This is a genomic window from Weizmannia sp. FSL W8-1119 (assembly GCF_038008605.1).
In the GTDB taxonomy this organism is placed as follows: domain Bacteria; phylum Bacillota; class Bacilli; order Bacillales; family Bacillaceae_C; genus Weizmannia; species Weizmannia coagulans.
Genome location: NZ_JBBOZL010000001.1, coordinates 2,654,517 through 2,674,389 on the forward strand (window position 1 = coordinate 2,654,517; position 19,873 = coordinate 2,674,389).

Below are 19,873 nucleotides of genomic sequence, written 5' to 3' on the forward strand. Positions count from 1 at the left end.
CTCAATCAATCATGCGCACACTTTGAATCATTTTCCGGAATGCCCATTTGTGGGCATATGTCTCACAAATGTTCAATGAGACCCTCCGGCTGTGAGACGTCAGCACGCCGGCCGAATAAATAAACTCTCTTCGAAACCGCCTGATGGTTTAGGACTTGAAGGAAGTTGCTTGGTAGTAGACTGTTTTTCTCTCTATAACAATCAGCTCATCATCAACATACCGGATCCACGGAGAATTGTCGTTTTCAACATACTTTTTCAATCTTGATGTCCATTTCAGTTTGCCGGCGTAGTTAATCTTCTGCTGCTCCCAATAACTGTAAAACTTTTCTCCGCCAAATCCCTTGTCAAAACGGGCGTACCGGATAAGGTACTGAGCGGAAAGCAATCGATAGGTTTCCTCGGCAAATTCAATTCCGTTGTCAGCTGAATGGACGTTTCCCGGTCTTAGCACACCGTTTAAGCAAAGATGGGATTTTCCTTCAAAAACGAGAAGGGGGTGGTAGCTTTTTCTGCCCGGCTTATGGGGGTTCACCCCGATTTTCGCTCCCTCCTGGTTTCCATAAACCGTTTCGACACTTGAATCAAAGTCAAGAATAAGATCGGAATCCAGCCATGGTTCGATGATGTCCATCACCCGTTCTTTGAATTCTATGGCAGCATCCTCGATTTTCTCCAACCTTAATAGATCCTTGCTTAAAAGCGTATAATGCGGGCATTTTCCTCCTAAGAAAGCACGAATCAAAGTAATAATGGTCGCGCAACTCCGGGGCGTACAATCCGATTTTCCTCCTAAGAAAGCACGAATCAAAGGGTCATTCTGGAGTGATTGAAAATGAAACATACGGGAGCAATCTGCCATCCAGCCCGCAATCAGATATACAAATATTTTACTTAGAGGAAATTTGGCATTGTCTTTCTTTAAGCAATCAACCCCCCGGAAAGTCTGCTGGATTTTCATCCGTTCCAGAAATTGCAGAAATGGGAGGATGCCACTAAATTTTGTACTATTCTTTAAACTGAATTCATCCCAAATTAAGAAAGTGCAAAACTTTACTAGATTGATGCAGGTAATTGGAATAATATGGAAAATAAATGGATAATATTATCAAAAATGGAATCACAACTGCCTATTTTTGGGTTATTAAGGCCACAGTTGCCCCCTCCCCACATTTGCGGGCGTTTCAATTTCCAGTATTCTGTTTCAGCCTTCACACTCAGTCAATCAGCCGTACACTTTGAATCATTTGCCGGAATGCCTTTTTATGGGCGTATGTTTCACAAATATTTAAAATGACACTTCGGCTGTGATAGACCAGCACGCCAGCCGCGTAGATGAATTCCCTCCGGAATCGCCTGATCGTATAAGAGCGATACGCTGGCGGACAGTGTTCTTTTTTAAAGATCTCGAATAAATTGTATGCCAGCAGTTTAATCAGCAGATCCATTTGGTTGGCGTCAAATGAATGCGTTGAAATCTTGCCCATCGAGAATCCATATTTTGACTCTTTGATGTAGTTTTCCATGCAAGCCCTTTGATTATAGAATCTCCAAATATCAATGGGTTCCCAGTCCATGTTCGTCACAATCGCTTCATACTTCCATAAAAAATCACAAGCTTGAAGCTGACTGTCCTCATATTTGTCAGCTTTACGAATTACCGCAACTCTTCTTGGCTTCTTCCAGGAACTTGCCTGGTAATCAACGGCTTTTCCCTCTATCACGGTCAATTCGTCGTCAACATAGCGGATCCACGGTGAATCATCGTTTTCAACCCTTTTTTTAAGTCTCGAAGTCCACCTCAGTTTGCCGGTATAGCCAATCCCACCGTTTTCCCAGTAACTGTAGAAATCTTCTCCACCAAATCCTTTGTCAAAACGGGCATAACGAATAGGGTAATGGGGAGAAAGCAGCTGATAGGTCTCTTCTGCAAAACCGAGTACCCCTTGAGAAGAATGGGAATTTCCCTCCCTCAGCCTGGCGTTTAAACAAAGACGGGATTTCCCTTCAAATACAAGAAGAGGGTGATAACTTTTTCTTCCCGGCTTGTAGGGATTTACTCCGACCCCTGCTTTTTCCTGGCCCCCATAGACGGTTTCCACGGTTGAATCAAAATCCAGAATGAGCTCCTTGTCAAGCCAGGGTTCAATCAAATCCATCATGCGTTCTTTGAATTCAAGATCAGCGCCCTCCAACTTTTCCAGCCTTAGCAGGTCTTTATTTAAAAGGGTATAGTGCGGGCATTTCTCGCCCATAAATGCCAAGATTAAAGGATCATCCTGCAAAGTCCGGAAATGAGATAGCCGGGAACAATTGGACAGCCAGCCAATCACCAGGTATATAAAGATTTTGCTTAAAGGATATTTGGCATTGTATTTTTTCAAGCAGTCAAAATCCCGGAAGGTCTGTTCAATCTTCATTCTTTCCAGAAACTGCAAAATCGGGAGCAGCCCGCTAAAATTCGTACTCTTCTTTAAACGAAACGCATATTTGATTTTCGAGACAGAAGTGATATAATTCACCTTAAAGGTGCCCTCCTTTCTGGTTTGGTAGTTCTATACAAACCCAATTATACCAGAGATTCGGGGCACCTTTTTATTTTAAGCTTCTGCTTTACTCTCGTAATTCAGGTTCATATTTAATTCTTGAGACAGGAATGATATAATTCACCTTAAAGGTGCCCCTTTCTTGGTTATTGTTTTTTCCTCAAAATCAATTATACCAAAGGATGGGGCCCTTTTTTTATTTTAAGTTACTATTTTACTTTCGTAATCTGGGATTATATATTCTTCTCCTAGAACTTCATCTAGTCTCTCAGGCAATATACTCATTAATCCAATTTAAAAGCAATAATTTTTCCTTCTGGATAATCACCATTCCAACCGCATGGAAAAGCACCGAGTTGATATATTTCAAACAATTCTTCAAAAAAGAGTTACTCTTTCCGTTTATCGCTCTACTAATGGCACAATTAGTAAGGTCAGCTACAACATCGTTATAAAATATACTATACTTAAACGAGCTTTTCCTCACATTATCAGCAATAACTTCTAATAATTTTTCCAATCCTTTAGGCTTTTCATTTTCTGACATTGCGTAATAAATACCCCAAACTTCACTCATTTCCAATTCCCTGATATCTTTCCAACTATACTCATCCTCACCAAAAATCTCATCATAAGCTAAATGCTCTGCTTTTTTTATATCATTAATAATAACAATTTTATTGGAAATATTATTAGTAAGTTCGCTCTGAAAATTTTTCGAGAACCGAATTACCTCTTCGACTAAATTATTAAATACACCATAGTTCATTACTTATTATACCACCTTTCCCAAAGGTTAACTGTTGCCCCTTCTCCTCTTTTCCATACAGGGGTCGTAACCTCTTTGTCCATTCTTTCTTTTTTGTATTGTTCCATTCCAATTTCCTTAATCCTTTTAAGTTCATTTTCAAGGTAATTATCCTGCATGTATAGTGGTAATCCCTTTTCTTGAAGTAGTCTTAACCTTTGTTGTAATTCAAAAACTTGTTTTTCTATTATAGATATATCTTGTCTAATATCTATTTCATCCAAGTTCGCTTTTGCCTTGCCACGCACAATTGGACGGACGTGCCACCTAATTCCATTACCGATGAAGTCTTTTATTTGTACCGGAAATACCCATTTGGCCCTCGCGTTTATTTCCTGTCCAACCAGTTTTATTTTGCAACCATTTTCTTTTGCATAGCGGTAAGCATATGCCAAGAGGCGACCGGTTCCAAAGCTTCCGTCATAGACTGTGCCTTCCTGAATGTTCAGCAGTAATGGAAGCAGTTTAGCGATAACTCGAGGAGTTATAATCTCTGCTCCTGTCTTTCCTGACCTGTGGACGGTCAAGCAATTCATCAAATATTTCGGCATAATCATCTGAATTTGGTTTTGGATACTAATTCACAACTGTCGCAAACTGGTACAAAGCAGCGTCATCTAATTGCTCCGAAATTCGAACCTCTTGGAATACATTTTGCAAAAAAGGAATTTTTTCTTCGATCGTCTTTAAACTTTCTTGTAGCCGTTTTTTAATCCATATCCATTATGCGTCATTTGGCTCCATAAACTGGATTCAGGCATTCCCGTTGCCAATTTGTCACTGCTTTCAATGTACAAATGTACCAAGGTAACGCAAGACCCGCCACCGCAAAAAAGCCCTCACTCTTAAAGAGTGAAGACCCGTTTTCAATGCATGCCTTTCCATTCTCCCTGGTTTTTGGAGGATTTCATCTTTTTTGCTTTTTCTTTGTGCATGCGGTTGGCTGCCGCGCTGCCTGCCCCATCGCCCAGCTGCTGCAATTCCCTTGAATACTCGGAATCGGTTTTGGCTGAGTCAAAGCCTTCTTTGTTCTTTTGTTCGGCATCGTGCTTCCGTTTTGGCATATTCATCCCTCCTTCACCTCTAGTATGGGAATTGAAAAAGCAAATATGCGAAAGCAGGCATTGCGGAAGCGGCTACTTTTTTCTAAAAAAGAAAAAAGCCTTTTGTATGGCCGTAAGCGCGATGACTTCATGTAGCATCCTAAACCACCTGGTTATTCGTGGCCGATGCCTACTAAATACAAACTTTTCACGGCTTGATACCCGAAATGTATGCCAAATCCAATTAAGGCAATCCCGGCAATGACAGACAGCCATTTTAAAAAACGCTGATGAACAAATTTTCTTCCAAAGTGAACGGAAGAAGCTACCGTTATATCCCAGGCAGCTATCCCAATAAAAATCGCGCTGCTGTAAAGTAAAGCTTTTCCCGAATTTACCGTATTTAAAATTGTGGTTAAAACCGACCCATAAATGCCAATCCAAAATATAATATTCAGTGGATTAGAGATCGCAATCAAAAAGCCTGACAGAAAAGATTGCAGCAAATTTCCTTTCTTTTTCTCCTCTGGTATGGTGATTTCTCTAAAAGCATCTCTAATGCTCTCATAGCCTAAGTATACAAGAATGATACACCCGAAAATCCACATCATCAGCTTCGCAACTGGTGTAGTTAAATATGTAGATACACCGAAATAAATCAAAAACATTAAAACAACATCGGCGGACATCCCGCCCAAGCCGACAAACCAGGAATGCAAAAAGCCTTTCTTGATCCCCCTCTTAACCATTTCAATCGTAATGGGGCCAACTGGCACTGAGAGGGAAAGCCCTAAAACAATGTAGCTAAAAATATTCATGTGCTCACTTTTCTCCCTGCAATTAAAACTCCATCTGTCTCTGACAGCTAATACTGCCAACCCGCTGTTTGTTAAAATGGCATCTTCATTTACTGTTGATCAAAAAACGGGCACCATCATCCCCCCCCTTAAAAAATATGAGTGTGTATCTTCATACACCTATTTTAATATTTATCCAGTCTGAAATAAATCATTTTTTGCAATTTTTTCCTACTCCACTCATTTACTTTCACACCTTGAACAGTTGGTGTCCGCCCAAACAACAGAGCGACAAAACCGGCCGTGATATCACCAGCCCATCATTTGACATGTATCCATATTCTCTTTACGATAATGACAAGAAATAAAATTTCCGGTGAAAAGGAGACTGATGATGTCCATTTACGACTATTCTTTTGAACGGCTTACTGGAGAAGAGAAAGAGTCTTTGGCCAAATATAAAAACCAGGTGCTGCTTATTGTCAATACGGCAAGCAAATGCGGATTTACACCCCAGTATGAGGGGCTGGAGCACCTTTACGAAAAGTACAAAGACAAGGGGTTTGCCGTGCTTGGCTTTCCGAGCGACAGCTTCATGAAACAGGAGTTTGACGAAAGCGAAAAAATTGCAGCATTTTGCCAAGCCAACTATGGCGTAACATTCCCGTTGTTTAAAAAAAGTAAAATGAAGGGGAAAGAAATGAACCCGCTGTTTGCCGAATTGCTCGAGCAGGCAGGGGAGAAAAAAATTACATGGAATTTTAATAAATTTCTCGTCGATCGGCACGGCCATGTCATCGGCTATTACGGCTCACGGACAAAACCGGAAGAGCTGGAGGCAAAGATTGAGGAACTGCTGCAGGCATAACAATAAAAAAGCGGGAAGTTTCGGCATCCCGCCCGTAATGTTACGCTGATTTTGTTCATGCATTGAAATAGCGTAAAGAATATATCCTTTTTAATGGGAAGACATCGTTCCAAATGTATCCGTGCATTTGGATGGGCGTGTGTCTTCCCATTTTCCATCTGCAGGAAAGCTATTTCATTTTCACCGTCAATAACACCGATTCACCGCGTTTTGCCGATGTTTCAGCGGTTTTGGTTAGCGTATCCACGGCATCGAAATTGGTGATGACGATAGGGGAAATGATGCTTTCCGCACGTTCCCTGATTTGTTCGAGGTTAAAGGTGACCAGTTTATCACCTGCTTTTACACGATCCCCCTGTTGGACAAAGCCTTCGAACCCTTCCCCGTTCAAAGCAACAGTCTCCATGCCGATATGAATCAATATTTCCAATCCGCTCTTTGTCTTCAGCCCGACTGCATGCTTCGTCGGGAAAAACTGGACGACTTCCCCGTCCACCGGTGAGACCACAACGCCTTCATCCGGTTCTATCGCAATGCCATCCCCGATCATCTTCCGGCTGAACACCTCATCCGGCACATCTTCTATTTGAACAACCTTCCCGCTCATTGGCGCAACAAGTTCCTCCACTGCAGCTTTTTTTGAAAAAAGTTTAAACATATGCTTCCCTCCCGTATTTTTTGAATACCCTTACTTTAACATAACAAGGAAAAAAATGGTGATCCTGCATCACCCGAAATACCCGTATGAAAATGAGCTGCTGTTTGAAATCATTTGCCTTGTTCCGGGGGTTTTTTAACCAGTTAGCACCAATCCTCGAGCTTCCACGCTTCATGAAAAAGGCGAAAAGCTCGCATTCCTTTTCGCCCCTTCCATTATTTCAATCCCGGCCGGTATACCTCATTCAACCTTCGCACTCCGGACCGTTTTTGAGAAAACCAACGCCTGCCGTCCCGCTTGACAGCCGCCTTAAATGTATATGTTTCACGGCCCTTTATTCATTCCCGGCAGTATTTTGGTTGCCTCAAGTACCCGGTTCGTTTAAAAGGAGAGGCTTTCGCTGTCCCACAATTGTTTGCAGCGCCTGCCATATAAGCTTATACAACTCATTATTCCATCCCCGGCTGGTATTCCGAATCTGGTTCGTTTTTAAAAGGGCCAGCGATGCTACGATGTTTGGCAGCTGCCTGCCGCATAAACCTGCGCGGCTGTTAGTGCAACTCCGGCCAGTATTCTTTGTTGGCTTCGATTAAATCATCCAGCAATGCTTTTGCGACTTTTGCGCTTGGCACGGTTTTTGAAAGGGTCAGCGCCTGCCACAACTTTTGATAGCTGCCTTCGACATAAGCCTGCACGACCAGTTTTTCCACGGTGACCTGCTGGTACATCAGCGCCCGTTCAAATTCCGGGATTCTGCCCTGGCTCAGCGGTTCCGGGCCGTCCGTGCCGACAATGCACGGAACTTCCACCATCGCATCATCATCAAAGTTTGCGATCGCGCCGTTATTTTCCACAATCATGACCATTCTTTCATGCGTATTGTAGGCAATCGCACGGGCAAGATCGACGATAAATGTCGCATGGCTGCCAGCAGAAAAAGATTCATTTTCAGCGGTCCCTTTTTCAATGATTTTTCGAGCAGCGGAGAACACTTCTTTTTCCCGTCCGTCGATGACTTCGTTTGCCCTCGTGTAATGGATATCGGAATGTTCCACCACATAATCCGGGTAAAAGTAATATTTCAAGTACGTATTCGGCAAAAATCTCGGATCGACCGCCAAAAGATCTTTCGCTTTTTTGTGCGTTTCCTGCCAGCTTTGGTCCATATGCTGGGTATCCACTTCAACCTGGGTCAAATAACCATGTTTCGCGACATAATCGCGGATCTCCGGCAAATATTCATGGCCTTCTTTATCTTTAATACTCGTCCACCAGCCGAAATGGTTCAGCCCGAAATAGCGCACATCCAAATCTTTCGGCTGTTTGCCAATGATTTGCGACATTCTCCGCAAAGTCCCGACCGACATATCGCAAATATTTAATCCCAGATTACGAAAGTAAAATAGTAATTTAAAATAAAAAAGTGCCCCATCCTTTGGTATAATTGATTTTGAGAAAAAAACAATAACCAAGAAAGGGGGCACCTTTAAGGTGAATTATATCATTCCTGTCTCAAGAATTAAATATGAATTCAATTTAAAGAATAGTACAAAATTTAGTGGCATCCTCCCATTTCTGCAATTTCTGGAACGGATGAAAATCCAGCAGACTTTCCGGGGGTTTGATTGCTTAAAGAAAGACAATGCCAAATTTCCTCTAAGTAAAATATTTGTATATCTGATTGCGGGCTGGATGGCAGATTGCTCCCGTATGTTTCATTTTCAATCACTCCAGAATGACCCTTTGATTCGTGCTTTCTTAGGAGGAAAATGCCCGCATTATACGCTTTTAAGCAAGGATCTATTAAGGTTGGAGAAAATCGAGGATGCTGCCATAGAATTCAAAGAACGGGTGATGGACATCATCGAACCATGGCTGGATTCCGATCTCATTCTTGACTATGATTCAAGTGTCGAAACGGTTTATGGAAACCAGGAGGGAGCGAAAATCGGGGTGAACCCCCATAAGCCGAGCAGAAAAAGCTACCACCCCCTTCTCGTTTTTGAAGGAAAATCCCATCTTTGCTTAAACGGTGTGCTAAGACCGGGAAACGTCCATTCAACTGACAACGGAATTGAATTTGCCGAGGAAACCTATCGATTGCTTTCCGCTCAGTACCTTATCCGGTACGCCCGTTTTGACAAGGGATTTGGCGGAGAAAAGTTTTACAGTTATTGGGAGCAGCAGAAGATTAACTACGCCGGCAAACTGAAATGGACATCAAGATTGAAAAAGTATGTTGAAAACGACAATTCTCCGTGGATCCGGTATGTTGATGATGAGCTGATTGTTATAGAGGGAAAAACAGTCTACTACCAAGCAACTTCCTGGGAAAAGCCAAGAAGAGTTGCGGTCATCCGAAAAGCTGACAAGTATGAGGAAGACCAGCTTCAATTGTTTGATTTTCTCTGGGATTATGAAGCCATTGTGACAACGATGGACTGGGAACCTATGGATATTTGGAGATTTTACAATCAGAGAGCCTGTCTGGAAAACTATATCAAAGAGTCTAAATATGGTTTTTCGATGGACAAGACTGTTGACCCAATTTCGTATCAGCCGTAATATCGTCAAGTGTACCACGAGGTTGCATCGTAATTTCAAGACCATTAGCAGTAAATCTACTTTTCCTATCCGAATAAAACGGCGCCCGGCAAACTAAAAAGATGGGGTCTCCTCCAAAACAAAACTCCCATTCAGGATGATTTGGATCTTTTGGAATTTCGGAAGGCCAAGGTTCCGGATCATTTTCATTCAAAAATTTAACAACATTCCAAAATTGTTCTTTATAGTCTTCTGCTCGCAATTCATTTTCTGAAGGTTTAAAAAAGATAACTAGTGTCGTTCTTTTACCTATAGATTTGTAGCTTTTTATGTATTCATAAACTCCGTCTCTAATATTTAATAATTCATGCGTATCGTAAGCCGATTCAGCAAATATATAACGAATAAGCCCATTTTTTTCTGCTTCTACTGCAAAATAACAAGGATATGGAGCAGAATCATCAAGTAACGAGTTTCGAAAATCAGAATAGGTGGTAATCATCCATTCCTTTAGAATACCTTTTTCCATTCCCTCTTTGATTTTTTCTTGATCCAAAAGTGAACTAATTTTAATCATTAAGCTTCCCCCCTTTTTTACCAACCGTGTGTATGGTGATAATAATGAGATAATGCCAATTATTTAAAAATTTATATTATTTACAATATTTTTGTGTTTTTGACAATTTTTTCAACATTGCAGCCTAATAATGGTGGGTGCGCGCAGGAGATGTATGCCTTCGAGACTAGCAAACTGAAATAAGATTTGCGATCAGATTCGTAGAAATAAAAAAGAATAGCTACAAGCTATTCGGAGTAAAATTTTTGGACTGTCATTTTGTACAGTCCGAATTTTTATTTATCCTGAAACACGCTAAAATGTTTCAAGACATTTTGAGTTTCTTCTTCTGTGATCCCGATATAACGGAGAGTAACAGAAGGATGAGAATGGTTCAAAATCTCTTGCAACATGGCAATATCCTTCGTGGCTTTATAAAACCAATAGCCAAATGTTTTTCTGAGCGTATGATTACCAACATGCTCTACTCCGGCAAAATCAGCCGCCTTTTTCAGCTGGCGATAAGCCTGTGTCGGTGTAATCGGCCGGTTTCCTTTCCTGGATGGAAAGAGCCACTCACTGTCTAATCCAGCTGCGTATTCATACACTTCCTCAAAACAATGGCCAATATAAATATCGCGGATTTTTTGGGTTTTTCCTTCTTTTACTCGTAAAACCTTCTCTTTTTTGTTTTTCAGCCTCAGAATCGCTTCAGTTTTGATTTTAAGCAGGTCTCCAACCCGTAGGCCTGTTTCACACCCTAACACAAATAAAATGTAATCTCGGGGCAAACAGTGGCGTTTTAACGCCCATTTCATATCGTCTAATTGCTGCTGACTACGGATTGGCTGCACATTTTTTGGTGTCGTCATCTTTTCTCCTTCCCTTTAAAAATCAACGATTTGAATGTACGATTTTGTAGGATGTCTCAATCCTATCGAAGAAAAAGGGAAAAGACAAGAGAATAAGCGAAAATGAATGTATGTTTTTATACAAATTCATACATTGAACGAAATAAAAAGACCACCTTAGGTAAGATGGTCTTTTTCCTTGTTATTCATCATTCTTTAACCTTCAATAACCTTAAACTGTTTAGCGTTACAAGTAATGTTGCTCCCATATCGGAAAATATCGCTATCCAAAGCGTTAACCAACCGGGGATTACTAACAACAATGCTACTAATTTAATTGCTAAAGAGAATGTAATGTTTTGTTTGATGATAGATAAAGCCTTACGACTTAATTTGATGGTATATGGCAATTTACTTAAATCATCAGACATTAACGCAATATCAGCTGTTTCTAATGCTGTATCGGTTCCAGCTCCTCCCATCGCAACACCAACAGTTGAAGCTGCAAGAGCAGGTGCATCGTTCACACCATCACCGACCATTGCGACACCTTGATTTTTCCCTCGAAGTTCTTTAATGAAATTTAATTTATCTTCTGGTAGCAAATCGGCCTTAATATCAGAAACACCTACTTCTTTTCCGACGACTTCTGCTGTTCTTTTGTTATCACCTGTAAGCATAACAGTTTTTTCAATTCCAATTTGATGAAGTTTACGGATCACGGATTTCGATGATTCTCTTATTTCATCAGCAACAGCAATAAACGAAAGAATTTCTTTTTCCGTTCCTAACACTATCACCGTTTTCCCTTGTGTTTGCATCTTTTCAATTTTTTGTTTTTTATCGTTTTCGATACTACCGTGCAATTCTTCAAAAAGAGTTGGACTTCCTACATAATACATTTCATTATTTACTTTCGCTTTTACGCCTTTACCTGTAATGGATTGAAACTCTTCAACCGAAACTCCATTAATATTCAATCCATTTTCTTCTGCTTTTCTTATAATGGCTGTACCAAGTGGATGCTGGGAACCCTTTTCGATGGCAGCTGTAATCGTCATCAACTCATTTTCATTTCCACCAAATGTCACAATATCTGTAACCGCTGGAATACCTTTTGTAAGTGTACCTGTTTTATCAAAAGCAATAACCTTTAAGTGACCTGCTTCTTCTAAATGAATCCCACCTTTAATTAAAACACCGTTTCTTGCCGCATTTCCTATGGCAGTAACTACTGCAACTGGAGTTGAAACAACTAAGGCACAAGGGCAACCAACCACTAATACAGCTAATCCTTCATATATCCAGTAACTCCAATCTCCTCCGAATAATAACGGTGGAATAATCGCAATTAATGTAGCCAAAATGATGATAGCTGGTGTGTAATATTTTGCAAATTTATCAACAAATGCTTGAGAAGGTGCTTTCTCTGCTTGAGCTTCTTCTACTAAATGAATAATTTTCGATAATGTGTTATCTTCAACCCGTTTGGTTACTTTTACTTCTAATAATCCTTCTTCATTTAATGTGCCAGCATAGACCTCATCATCAATGGTTTTGGTTACTGGAACACTTTCTCCAGTGATAGCAGCCTCATTTAATGTGGATGTACCCTTTATAACTATTCCGTCCATCGCTAATTTTTGCCCAGGCTTGACGATCATAATATCACCGATTTGAATATCCTCCACGTGAACCATTATTTCTTCATTTTCACGGCGAATTAACGCTTCTTTTGGAGCGATATCCATCAACATTCCAATCGATTGACGAGCTTTATCCATTGAATAACGCTCTAAGGCTTCGCTAATGGCGAAAAGGATCACAACGGTTGCTCCTTCACCCCATTGTCCAATCAACGCGGCTCCTATTATGGCGATCGTCATGAGCGTATCCATATCGAATTTAAATTTACTTAAATTTCTAAGGCCTTCAATAAATAAGGAATATCCACCTATTAAAATCGATGCAGCATATCCAACCGTAGGGATAATATTATTTTCACCAAATTGCCTTCCTAGAAACCAACTAATAATGAGCAATGCAGCCGAAATATAAACCTTAATATTTTCTTTTTCCTTCCAAAAAGGCTTATACTCTATCCTTTGTTCTTTTTCATCCTGAATCTTTAAATTCTCAAAGGCCCCTGCTTTTTCTAATTCTTCAATCGTTGTTTCACCATAAACTGTAATTTTGGATGCTCCAAAATTTACTTTTGCGTCCTTTACACCTTCTAAATTTTTCACGTTATTTTCAAATTTGGCTGCACAATTTGTACAAGATAATCCTTGAACGCGATAGGTTTTCATTTCTTGTTCAGATGGTAAGGTTTGTTGATTAGACATTCACTTTCACTTCTTTCTTATGGGCTAAAGCAATCGTGATTAATTGTTTAATATGTTCATCTTCCAGTGAATAAAATGCCATTTTTCCTTCTTTTCGATATTTCACTATTCCTTGTTTATGAAGAGTCCGTAAATGATGAGAAGCTGTTGCGACAGAAGAACCAATAATGTTGGCAACATCACACACACACAATTCGTCATCCTGACAAAGTGAAAAAACGATTTTTGTTCTGTTTTCATCTGCAATGGCTTTAAATAATAGGGCAACACTACTTATATCGTGTTTAGCTAATTCGCCTTGTATTCGATTCACTTTTTCTTCGTCATAACAATAAATTTCGCAAGTGTCTTTGGTGCTCATTAATGTCACCTCTTTATATTCAAATGTTCATTTGAATATATTGTACCCCTTTCCTTTTGATAGTCAAACATTTATTTGAATTGATGCTAGTATAGTTTCATGGACACCCTTTAGTGATGTGAAGCGCTTAACAAACACCGGGGCCGTTTGCACAGAACGGGGAACGCGGGGATACCCTTTTTTGAACACAATGTGAATTTTTTTAATGGACGTGAGATTTTTTATGAACATCAAGGATTTACAATACTATAAAAAGCTGTATCAGGAAAAGCGATATACAAAAGTGGTATGTGTCAAGTTTTTCTCGACAAGGTTTAAATATCGGGTATTCCAAGACACTCTTTTTGTACACTTTCGGCTACCGTGCTTTACTTGCTCGGTGTAATTTTCGGAAAAGATGTAATATTTCCGTATAAAGATGGATAACGGGGATGTTGAGGCGCGCGAAATTCACTCGCTTTCCGCGGGCGGCCGGCGAGCCTCCTCGCTCGTACCTCGCTGCGGGGTCTCTCCTGGCTCGCTTTTCCCGCAGGAGTCTCGTAAATTTCGCGCGCCTCAACGATCAGTCCCCACTGAGCCAAGCTTAAAACGAAAGCTCTAATATTTTGCTTAAATGTCCCATTGCCGATGAACGGCTTGAATGCAGGGCAACTGATCCGTGCTTTACGCCCACTGACGGGCGTACAGGCTGCTTGAATAGTTGAGACATCCTGATGGATTGTTGCAAGCTCCGTTGCTTTCTCGCGCTTCTTGAACGGTGTTTCAGATAGGTTTCCTGCAATGTCCCGTTAAGCATGCCCTGTTTCACCTTTACCATGGCTTCGGCGCCAGCTTTACTCCAATGCATCCCCCTTTTCTTCATTCTGAATGAGATATGCCTTTGATTTGATTCCATTGCCCCCAGGCCTCTCGCACCTTCCGGTACGTTCTCTACCTTGTCCCTCCAGTCAAAAATGCGGTCCCAGTTTTTTAGGATGTACGAACGAAACTCCTTGACTTTCTTAAGGCTCTTTTCATCCGTCAATGTGCTTTCATGCGTATCCAAATACAATGTGAATTGGTCTAGGTCATGCGTTCTAATCGCTTTTCTAATTTGCTCTTTGATCTCGCTCTTTCCGCCCCCGAATGTCCTTACGATGGCTTGTGCAACGTGGTAGGTATCCAGCTGGTTGAGCACCGGAAATTCCGACTGTGAGAATGCTGTTTGAAACCGTTCAGCTGTGTACCCCGCACCTCCATCACTATTTGTAATGACACGAGCTTTTTCTAGGGAATAGGTGTTGGCTGCTACAGCTTGGACTTCATCCCAAAATGTCTGGATGGATTTCGTCGTCATGATAACAACGGGATGGTGTAGAGAGACTCTTTTGCCATTGGTTTCCCATCCTTCATAGAGAATGGCGTGGTGGACTTCCAAACCCTGTTTCTTTTCTAGTCCCCGGACGAATATACCATCAGCTTCGGAAAACAGGTAATCTACCTTCTTTCCCTCAGGTAGTGAATCAGCTATTTCTAGCTCTTCTACAAGTGCCTTGTCGGCTTCAGCTTGCGTTTTCCCTACGTGTTTCACCATGTTCCCTACAGTTGTGTGACTAAGGCTCACTGCTGTCCATTCTTTTAAAATATCAGCTACCTCCCGATAGGTGTTCTCACTTGCCAACTCTGCCACCTTTAACTCCACTAACGGGCTGTATCGTTGGTATGGTAAAAGCCCTAACCATTCATCCAGAGGATAATGTGAATTCCCTTTCTGGTCATGCATTAGTGAACGTTTAAAGGTCACATTTCCAAATAAAAACTGAATGCTTCTGTTATCACTCCGGCAGTACTCCCAGCCATCCTCCAGCTTTTTTTGCTTAATTGTTTTATCTAACGTCTCAAATATTTCCCCAACCCATTGCGTAAAGGCATTCTGGATCAGAATTTTAACTTGTTCTTCAAATTCAATAAGACTTTTTGTATCCTTTAATAATCTAGCAATTATTGATATAATATCCATAGGAAGACCTCTTTCTAAATGTATTCGCCCACAAGCGTACATTTAAATGATAGAGCGTCTTCCCATTTTTTTCCACTCATCTGCCCTTCGAGTAAAATTTTACACATACACAAAAGTGGCCAATTTTTTCCATGTCAGCCAGCCGGCAATTACCGCTGCTATCCAGCGGCTTGAAAAAGAGCTTGGTACGCAGCTGATCATAAGGGACCAGTCCCATCACGAGATACGTTTTACAGAAAGCGGCCGGCAATTTGAAAGGCATGCCACCCAGATGCTGAAAGAACTGGATATTGCCCGGAAGGAAATCCAGGCATTAAAAATGGAAAAGGTCTCCATTGGCTTGCCGCCGATTATAGGGAACTATTATTTCCCGGCCATTTCCTCCATGCTCGCCAAAGAGAATCTGCTGCAGAATATGAATGTGTACGAGGATGGTTCACAATCGCTGTTTCACAAACTGCTAACGGGGAAAATGGATATGGCCTTGCTGGGCGCAATCCATCCGATAGAAGACGAGCACGTAACGAGCCATTTGCTTGCCCGCAAAAAATTTAAAATTATTGTCAGCCCGCAACATTCGCTTGCTACGAGAAAATCCGTGGCTTTTCAAGAACTGAAAGACGAACCGTTCATTCAGCTGAGCGACCATTTTATTCACCCATTGGCTTTTGAAGGGCTCTCAAAAAAGACCCGGACCCATCCGCCGGTTATTTACCGGACAAATGATATTCAAATCATTAAAGGCATGGTTGCTGAAAATGTCGGCATCAGCTTTCTTACAGAAATTGCCGTCCCGGAATACGCCCCTGTCATAGCATTGTCGCTCGCTGACCCCGGCCAGCCGGAATTTCTCATTTCCCTTGCCTACCGGTCCAATCACATTTTAACGCCTTTACAGCAAAAGTTGGTGGACGTGCTGACGAAGCAGGAGCAGCGAATAAACGGTTCCTGATCAATCTTTTTATACGGATTTCATATGCGGCTGCCGCCCATGCCAGAAACACAGCCTGGAGAAAAACATCATTTTTCCGATTGCCCATTTTCTGCCAAAAAAGTTGGCTCGCAAGCCTTGCCGCCGGACTTTATTTTGGATGCCGGTGCCGCGCCCGTTCCGGCATGGGCGTCTATGTGAAGGAAGCAGGGGAAAATTTTACGATGAATCTTGATGCAGATATTCAATCTGAAGAAAGACCGTGAATGTTGTTGGATATCTGAATGCAGAACGCCTAAATGTGAAGGAAGTCCGGATACATTTAATGCAGAACACTTCCAGTTATGGAACACGGAAACAATCCGTCCATAACCGTATGCAGCGCCCAATCTATGTAATTGGGCGCTGATTGCATTCTATTTTGTATTGGTAAACCCACCGTCAATACGGATGACTTCCCCATTTATGTACTCCGCTTTAGAAGTCAATAAGAAAGTGACCAGTTCTGCCACTTCTTCCGGCGTACCGAGCTTTTTTGTGGAATTCCGCGTGTTGCGTTCGCTTTCATTTCCGGATTTCCTATGATTCATCCGAACAAGCTAGATTATACACCGGCAAAAGCGGAGAGATGGGCAACCATCTCTCCACTTTTGCCTTTGATTAAAATGATCTTTCCATTCCCCGCTTTGTTGTTAAATCAATAATCCGCTGATTTCTGCTCCCGCGAAAGGATAAGGTTAAATCCCGCTCTGCCAATAGGAACGGACCATCAACGAGCACATCACAATATCGCAGCAATTCCCGTTTACAGGGATCATCGGAAGCGATTAATTGTTCAAATGTATAGCCTGAGTAAACCCAAATATTTTTCCCCAGTGCTTTTAATCGTTTTGCCACTTCGCACACTTCTTGCGCTTGAAAAAAGGGTTCACCGCCGGAAAAGGTTACATCTGTTAATGGATTGCCGGCCACTTCTGCAACGACATCTTCAACCTGCATCTCTGTCCCATTATGGATATTCCAACTCCTTGGGTTATGGCATCCCTTGCAAAAGTGCGGACAGCCTGCAAAAAAGATCACGGTTCGCAAACCTTCACCGTCAACAACCGAATCGTGGATGATATTCATGACCCTCATTGATGTTTCACCCTTTCGCTCTCTTCTGCACGTTTGGCCGAATTCCACCTTTTCATATCGCCAACCAGGTAACCGGTTATTCGTCTAATGCGCCCAATCCTACCTTCATCGGCATTATGGCAAACCGGGCACTCATTATCAATGATTCCCGAATAACCGCAGACGCCGCACTGGTCGACGGGATGATTGATGGCACCATAGCCAATATCATATTGCGCCATGGCTTTTACCAATCGATCCAAAGCACGGACATTTTTTGAAACATCCCCATCACACTCAATATAAGTGATGTGGCCGCCATTACATAATTTATGAAAAGAACCTTCAATTTTTATTTTATCAATCGCCTTGATTTGATAATAAACCGGAATATGGAATGAGTTCGTATAATAGGACCGGTCCGTCACCCCGGGAATTTTTCCAAACTCTTTTTGGTCATTTCGCGTAAACTTCCCTGATAACCCTTCTGCCGGCGTTGCAATTAAGGAAAAGTTTAAATCATAAGTCTCACTTGCTTTGTCCACTTTCTCCCGCATATGCTGAATGATACGATACCCTAATTGATAAGAATCATTAGACTCCCCATGATGTTTGCCTGTCAGTGCAACCAGTGCTTCAGCCAGTCCAATAAAACCAACACTTAATGTGCCATGTTTTAATACTTCTCCTACTTCATCATCCGGGTTTAAATTTTCGCTATCCTGCCAAATATTTTCCCCGTACAAAAAAGGAAAATGTTTCGCCTGCTTTTTTGCCTGGAAATGAAACCGTTCTAACAATTGTTGAATGGCAAGGTGAAGATAACGATCTAGTATGTTAAAAAATTCACATTCATTTTTAGCAATCAGCGCTATTTTTACAAGATTAATAGAAGTAAAGGACAAATTCCCGCGGCGGATACTATTTTCTTTTCCATGGCGGTTTGCCATCACACGGGTGCGGCAGCCCATATACGCAATTTCTGATTCCGGCGTGCCGTCATAATAGGGACGATTAAACGTGGAATCTATAAAGCTAAAGTTCGGAAATAAACGTTTTGCCGTCGTTTCAAGTGCTAATTGGTATAAGTCATAATTTGGTTCCCCGGGTTCAAAATTGATCCCTTTTTTCATTTTAAAAATTTGAATGGGAAAAATCGGTGTCTCCCCTTTCCCGAGCCCGGCTTTCGTTGCCAACAACATATTTTTTATGAGCAATCGCCCGGCTTTGGACGTATCGGTACCGTAATTAATAGATACAAACGGGACCTGCCCTCCCCCGCGGGAATGCATCGAATTGCAATTATGGATAAAAGCTTCACATGCCTGGTACGCATCCCGGTCGGTTTCTTCCCAGGCTAATGCCTCAAGCTCTTCGTCTGTATAGCTGGTGGCATAGGTTTTCAAACGTTTTCTATTTTTATGGAAGGTTTTCTCTATGTAAGGAGCAAGATCATAATCAAACATCGGAAAACTTTGCCCGCCATGCTGCATATTTTGATTGGCTTGGAAAATAATCGCTGCTAAAGCCATCGCGCTGCCAATGTCTTTCGGTTCACGCATATACCCATGTCCGGTATTAAATCCGCCCTTTAATACCCTGCCCAGCGGAATCTGGCAACATGTGGTCGTACCCGTTACCATAAAATCAAGGTCATGGGGGTAAATAAAATTGTCATCAATCGCCTTTACGACCTCTTTGCTAAGCAACATTTGCTTTGCATAACTTTTGCTGACTTCAGAAGAGATTTTTGACATTTGCCCCATTGGTGAAGAGCCATCCATATTTGCATTTTCTTGCATTAAATCATGATTACGGGAAAACACAATCTCATTTAAGGCATGCAGGGGAAAAACGCCACTGGTTTCTTGTTCATTTTTTGTCATCATTTTACTGGTTCTCCTTTCTAACGCACCGGTTTTGGGCATGAAAAAATAGGTGGCACATCATGCATTTTCAATGAAAAAAGGCTGCGGCGTAGCGGCTTAAAATTTCCGCAACATCCTTGCCCGACCAACCCGTTCAATCGCGGAATAAACGGCGGCCAAAACGGCAAAAATTCCGCCCTCCGAAACATCAAGTTATGGCAGGCCTGGCTTGTGCTTCTGGCCCTTCTGATGGGCAATACAGCCGAACAGTTTTGTAGGCAGCCCGGATTTAAACTGGATTCCCTTTCAGACAGATCTGCCACCCTCCCCCAAAACACCATATTTAGTATTGATTTCCTAGACAACTAACTACATATAGTATCCTACCATAGTGTGTTTTGGATTTCAATACGAAAGGGGGAGCGTCTCCGGAAAACGATTCGGGTCTTTCTTTTTCCCTTTTACGCTGGAAACCGGGAAACCGTAATGTTTTTCAACAAGACGATAGCCCCGTGGGGAATCATGTGTTGCCTTATGGAGGCAAATCGGTACCTGGGGAATCGCGTGATGCCTTTCCTTACT

The 19,873-nt window shown here is 41.7% G+C and carries 14 protein-coding genes and 5 pseudogenes; 3 read left to right on the forward strand and 16 right to left on the reverse strand.

Going from position 1 to position 19,873, the window contains the following annotated elements:
• Position 1: 1 nt before the first annotated feature.
• The 6 genes and pseudogenes from NSQ19_RS13030 to NSQ19_RS13055 form a co-directional block, all read right to left on the reverse strand.
• A pseudogene (locus tag NSQ19_RS13030) lies at positions 2 to 1,036 on the reverse strand (transposase).
• Positions 1,037 to 1,217: 181 nt separating this feature from the next.
• Positions 1,218 to 2,522 (reverse strand): IS1380 family transposase, encoded by a 1,305-nt coding sequence (locus NSQ19_RS13035; RefSeq protein ID WP_340702980.1) that lies wholly within the window; start codon positions 2,520 to 2,522, stop codon positions 1,218 to 1,220.
• 308 nt (positions 2,523 to 2,830) lie between these two features.
• Positions 2,831 to 3,315, reverse strand: a pseudogene (locus NSQ19_RS13040) (hypothetical protein).
• Positions 3,315 to 3,905 (reverse strand): N-6 DNA methylase, encoded by a 591-nt coding sequence (locus NSQ19_RS13045; RefSeq protein ID WP_340702981.1) that lies wholly within the window; start codon positions 3,903 to 3,905, stop codon positions 3,315 to 3,317. Before NSQ19_RS13045 ends, NSQ19_RS13040 begins: the two are co-directional and overlap by 1 nt.
• Before the next feature lie 315 nt (positions 3,906 to 4,220).
• A complete protein-coding gene (locus tag NSQ19_RS13050; protein ID WP_013860490.1) occupies positions 4,221 to 4,418 on the reverse strand; it encodes a hypothetical protein in 198 nt (65 codons plus the stop codon).
• Positions 4,419 to 4,570: 152 nt separating this feature from the next.
• Positions 4,571 to 5,215: a LysE family transporter gene (locus tag NSQ19_RS13055; RefSeq protein WP_014097083.1), complete on the reverse strand. Its 645-nt coding sequence runs from the start codon at positions 5,213 to 5,215 to the stop codon at positions 4,571 to 4,573.
• Between the two features lie 373 nt (positions 5,216 to 5,588).
• Here NSQ19_RS13055 and NSQ19_RS13060 point away from each other — a divergent pair, with 373 nt between their 5' ends.
• Positions 5,589 to 6,062 (forward strand): glutathione peroxidase, encoded by a 474-nt coding sequence (locus tag NSQ19_RS13060; protein ID WP_029142626.1) that lies wholly within the window; start codon positions 5,589 to 5,591, stop codon positions 6,060 to 6,062.
• Between the two features lie 169 nt (positions 6,063 to 6,231).
• Here the strand turns inward: NSQ19_RS13060 and NSQ19_RS13065 are convergent, their stop codons facing one another.
• Positions 6,232 to 6,720, reverse strand: coding sequence for a PTS sugar transporter subunit IIA (locus NSQ19_RS13065; RefSeq protein WP_340702982.1), 489 nt, complete (start codon positions 6,718 to 6,720; stop codon positions 6,232 to 6,234).
• A 551-nt stretch (positions 6,721 to 7,271) separates the two neighbouring features.
• Positions 7,272 to 8,102: pseudogene (locus tag NSQ19_RS13070) on the reverse strand (family 4 glycosyl hydrolase); the annotation flags it as partial.
• 109 nt (positions 8,103 to 8,211) lie between these two features.
• Here NSQ19_RS13070 and NSQ19_RS13075 point away from each other — a divergent pair.
• Positions 8,212 to 9,255, forward strand: a pseudogene (locus NSQ19_RS13075) (IS1380-like element ISBco2 family transposase); the annotation flags it as partial.
• Here the strand turns inward: NSQ19_RS13075 and NSQ19_RS13080 are convergent.
• The 5 genes from NSQ19_RS13080 to NSQ19_RS13100 form a co-directional block, all read right to left on the reverse strand.
• Positions 9,230 to 9,841 (reverse strand): YqcI/YcgG family protein, encoded by a 612-nt coding sequence (locus NSQ19_RS13080; protein WP_340702983.1) that lies wholly within the window; start codon positions 9,839 to 9,841, stop codon positions 9,230 to 9,232. The pseudogene NSQ19_RS13075 and the gene NSQ19_RS13080 sit on opposite strands and share 26 nt — an antisense overlap.
• A gap of 275 nt (positions 9,842 to 10,116) precedes the next feature.
• Positions 10,117 to 10,692, reverse strand: coding sequence for a tyrosine-type recombinase/integrase (locus tag NSQ19_RS13085; protein ID WP_013860497.1), 576 nt, complete (start codon positions 10,690 to 10,692; stop codon positions 10,117 to 10,119).
• Between the two features lie 188 nt (positions 10,693 to 10,880).
• Positions 10,881 to 13,016, reverse strand: a complete 2,136-nt coding sequence (locus tag NSQ19_RS13090; RefSeq protein ID WP_340702984.1) for a heavy metal translocating P-type ATPase — start codon at positions 13,014 to 13,016, stop codon at positions 10,881 to 10,883.
• Positions 13,009 to 13,377 carry an ArsR/SmtB family transcription factor gene (locus tag NSQ19_RS13095; protein WP_013860499.1) on the reverse strand — a complete coding sequence of 123 codons (369 nt, stop codon included), beginning with the start codon at positions 13,375 to 13,377 and terminating at the stop codon, positions 13,009 to 13,011. The genes NSQ19_RS13090 and NSQ19_RS13095 overlap by 8 nt, the downstream gene beginning before the upstream one ends.
• A 583-nt stretch (positions 13,378 to 13,960) precedes the next feature.
• Positions 13,961 to 15,376 (reverse strand): ISLre2 family transposase, encoded by a 1,416-nt coding sequence (locus NSQ19_RS13100; RefSeq protein WP_340702407.1) that lies wholly within the window; start codon positions 15,374 to 15,376, stop codon positions 13,961 to 13,963.
• Positions 15,377 to 15,422: 46 nt separating this feature from the next.
• On the opposite strand from NSQ19_RS13100, the gene NSQ19_RS13105 reads away from it, so the two are divergent.
• Positions 15,423 to 16,328, forward strand: coding sequence for a LysR substrate-binding domain-containing protein (locus tag NSQ19_RS13105; protein ID WP_340702985.1), 906 nt, complete (start codon positions 15,423 to 15,425; stop codon positions 16,326 to 16,328).
• A 395-nt stretch (positions 16,329 to 16,723) separates the two neighbouring features.
• Here NSQ19_RS13105 and NSQ19_RS13110 read toward each other — a convergent pair.
• The 3 genes and pseudogenes from NSQ19_RS13110 to NSQ19_RS13120 all read right to left on the reverse strand — a co-directional run.
• A pseudogene (locus tag NSQ19_RS13110) lies at positions 16,724 to 16,884 on the reverse strand (SDR family oxidoreductase); the annotation flags it as partial.
• Positions 16,885 to 16,967: 83 nt separating this feature from the next.
• A complete protein-coding gene (gene nrdG, locus NSQ19_RS13115; RefSeq protein WP_328004743.1) occupies positions 16,968 to 17,444 on the reverse strand; it encodes an anaerobic ribonucleoside-triphosphate reductase activating protein in 477 nt (158 codons plus the stop codon).
• Entirely contained in the window at positions 17,441 to 19,312 is a 1,872-nt protein-coding gene (locus tag NSQ19_RS13120) for an anaerobic ribonucleoside triphosphate reductase (RefSeq protein ID WP_237348560.1), read from the reverse strand. Before NSQ19_RS13120 ends, nrdG begins: the two co-directional genes overlap by 4 nt.
• Positions 19,313 to 19,873: the final 561 nt, after the last annotated feature.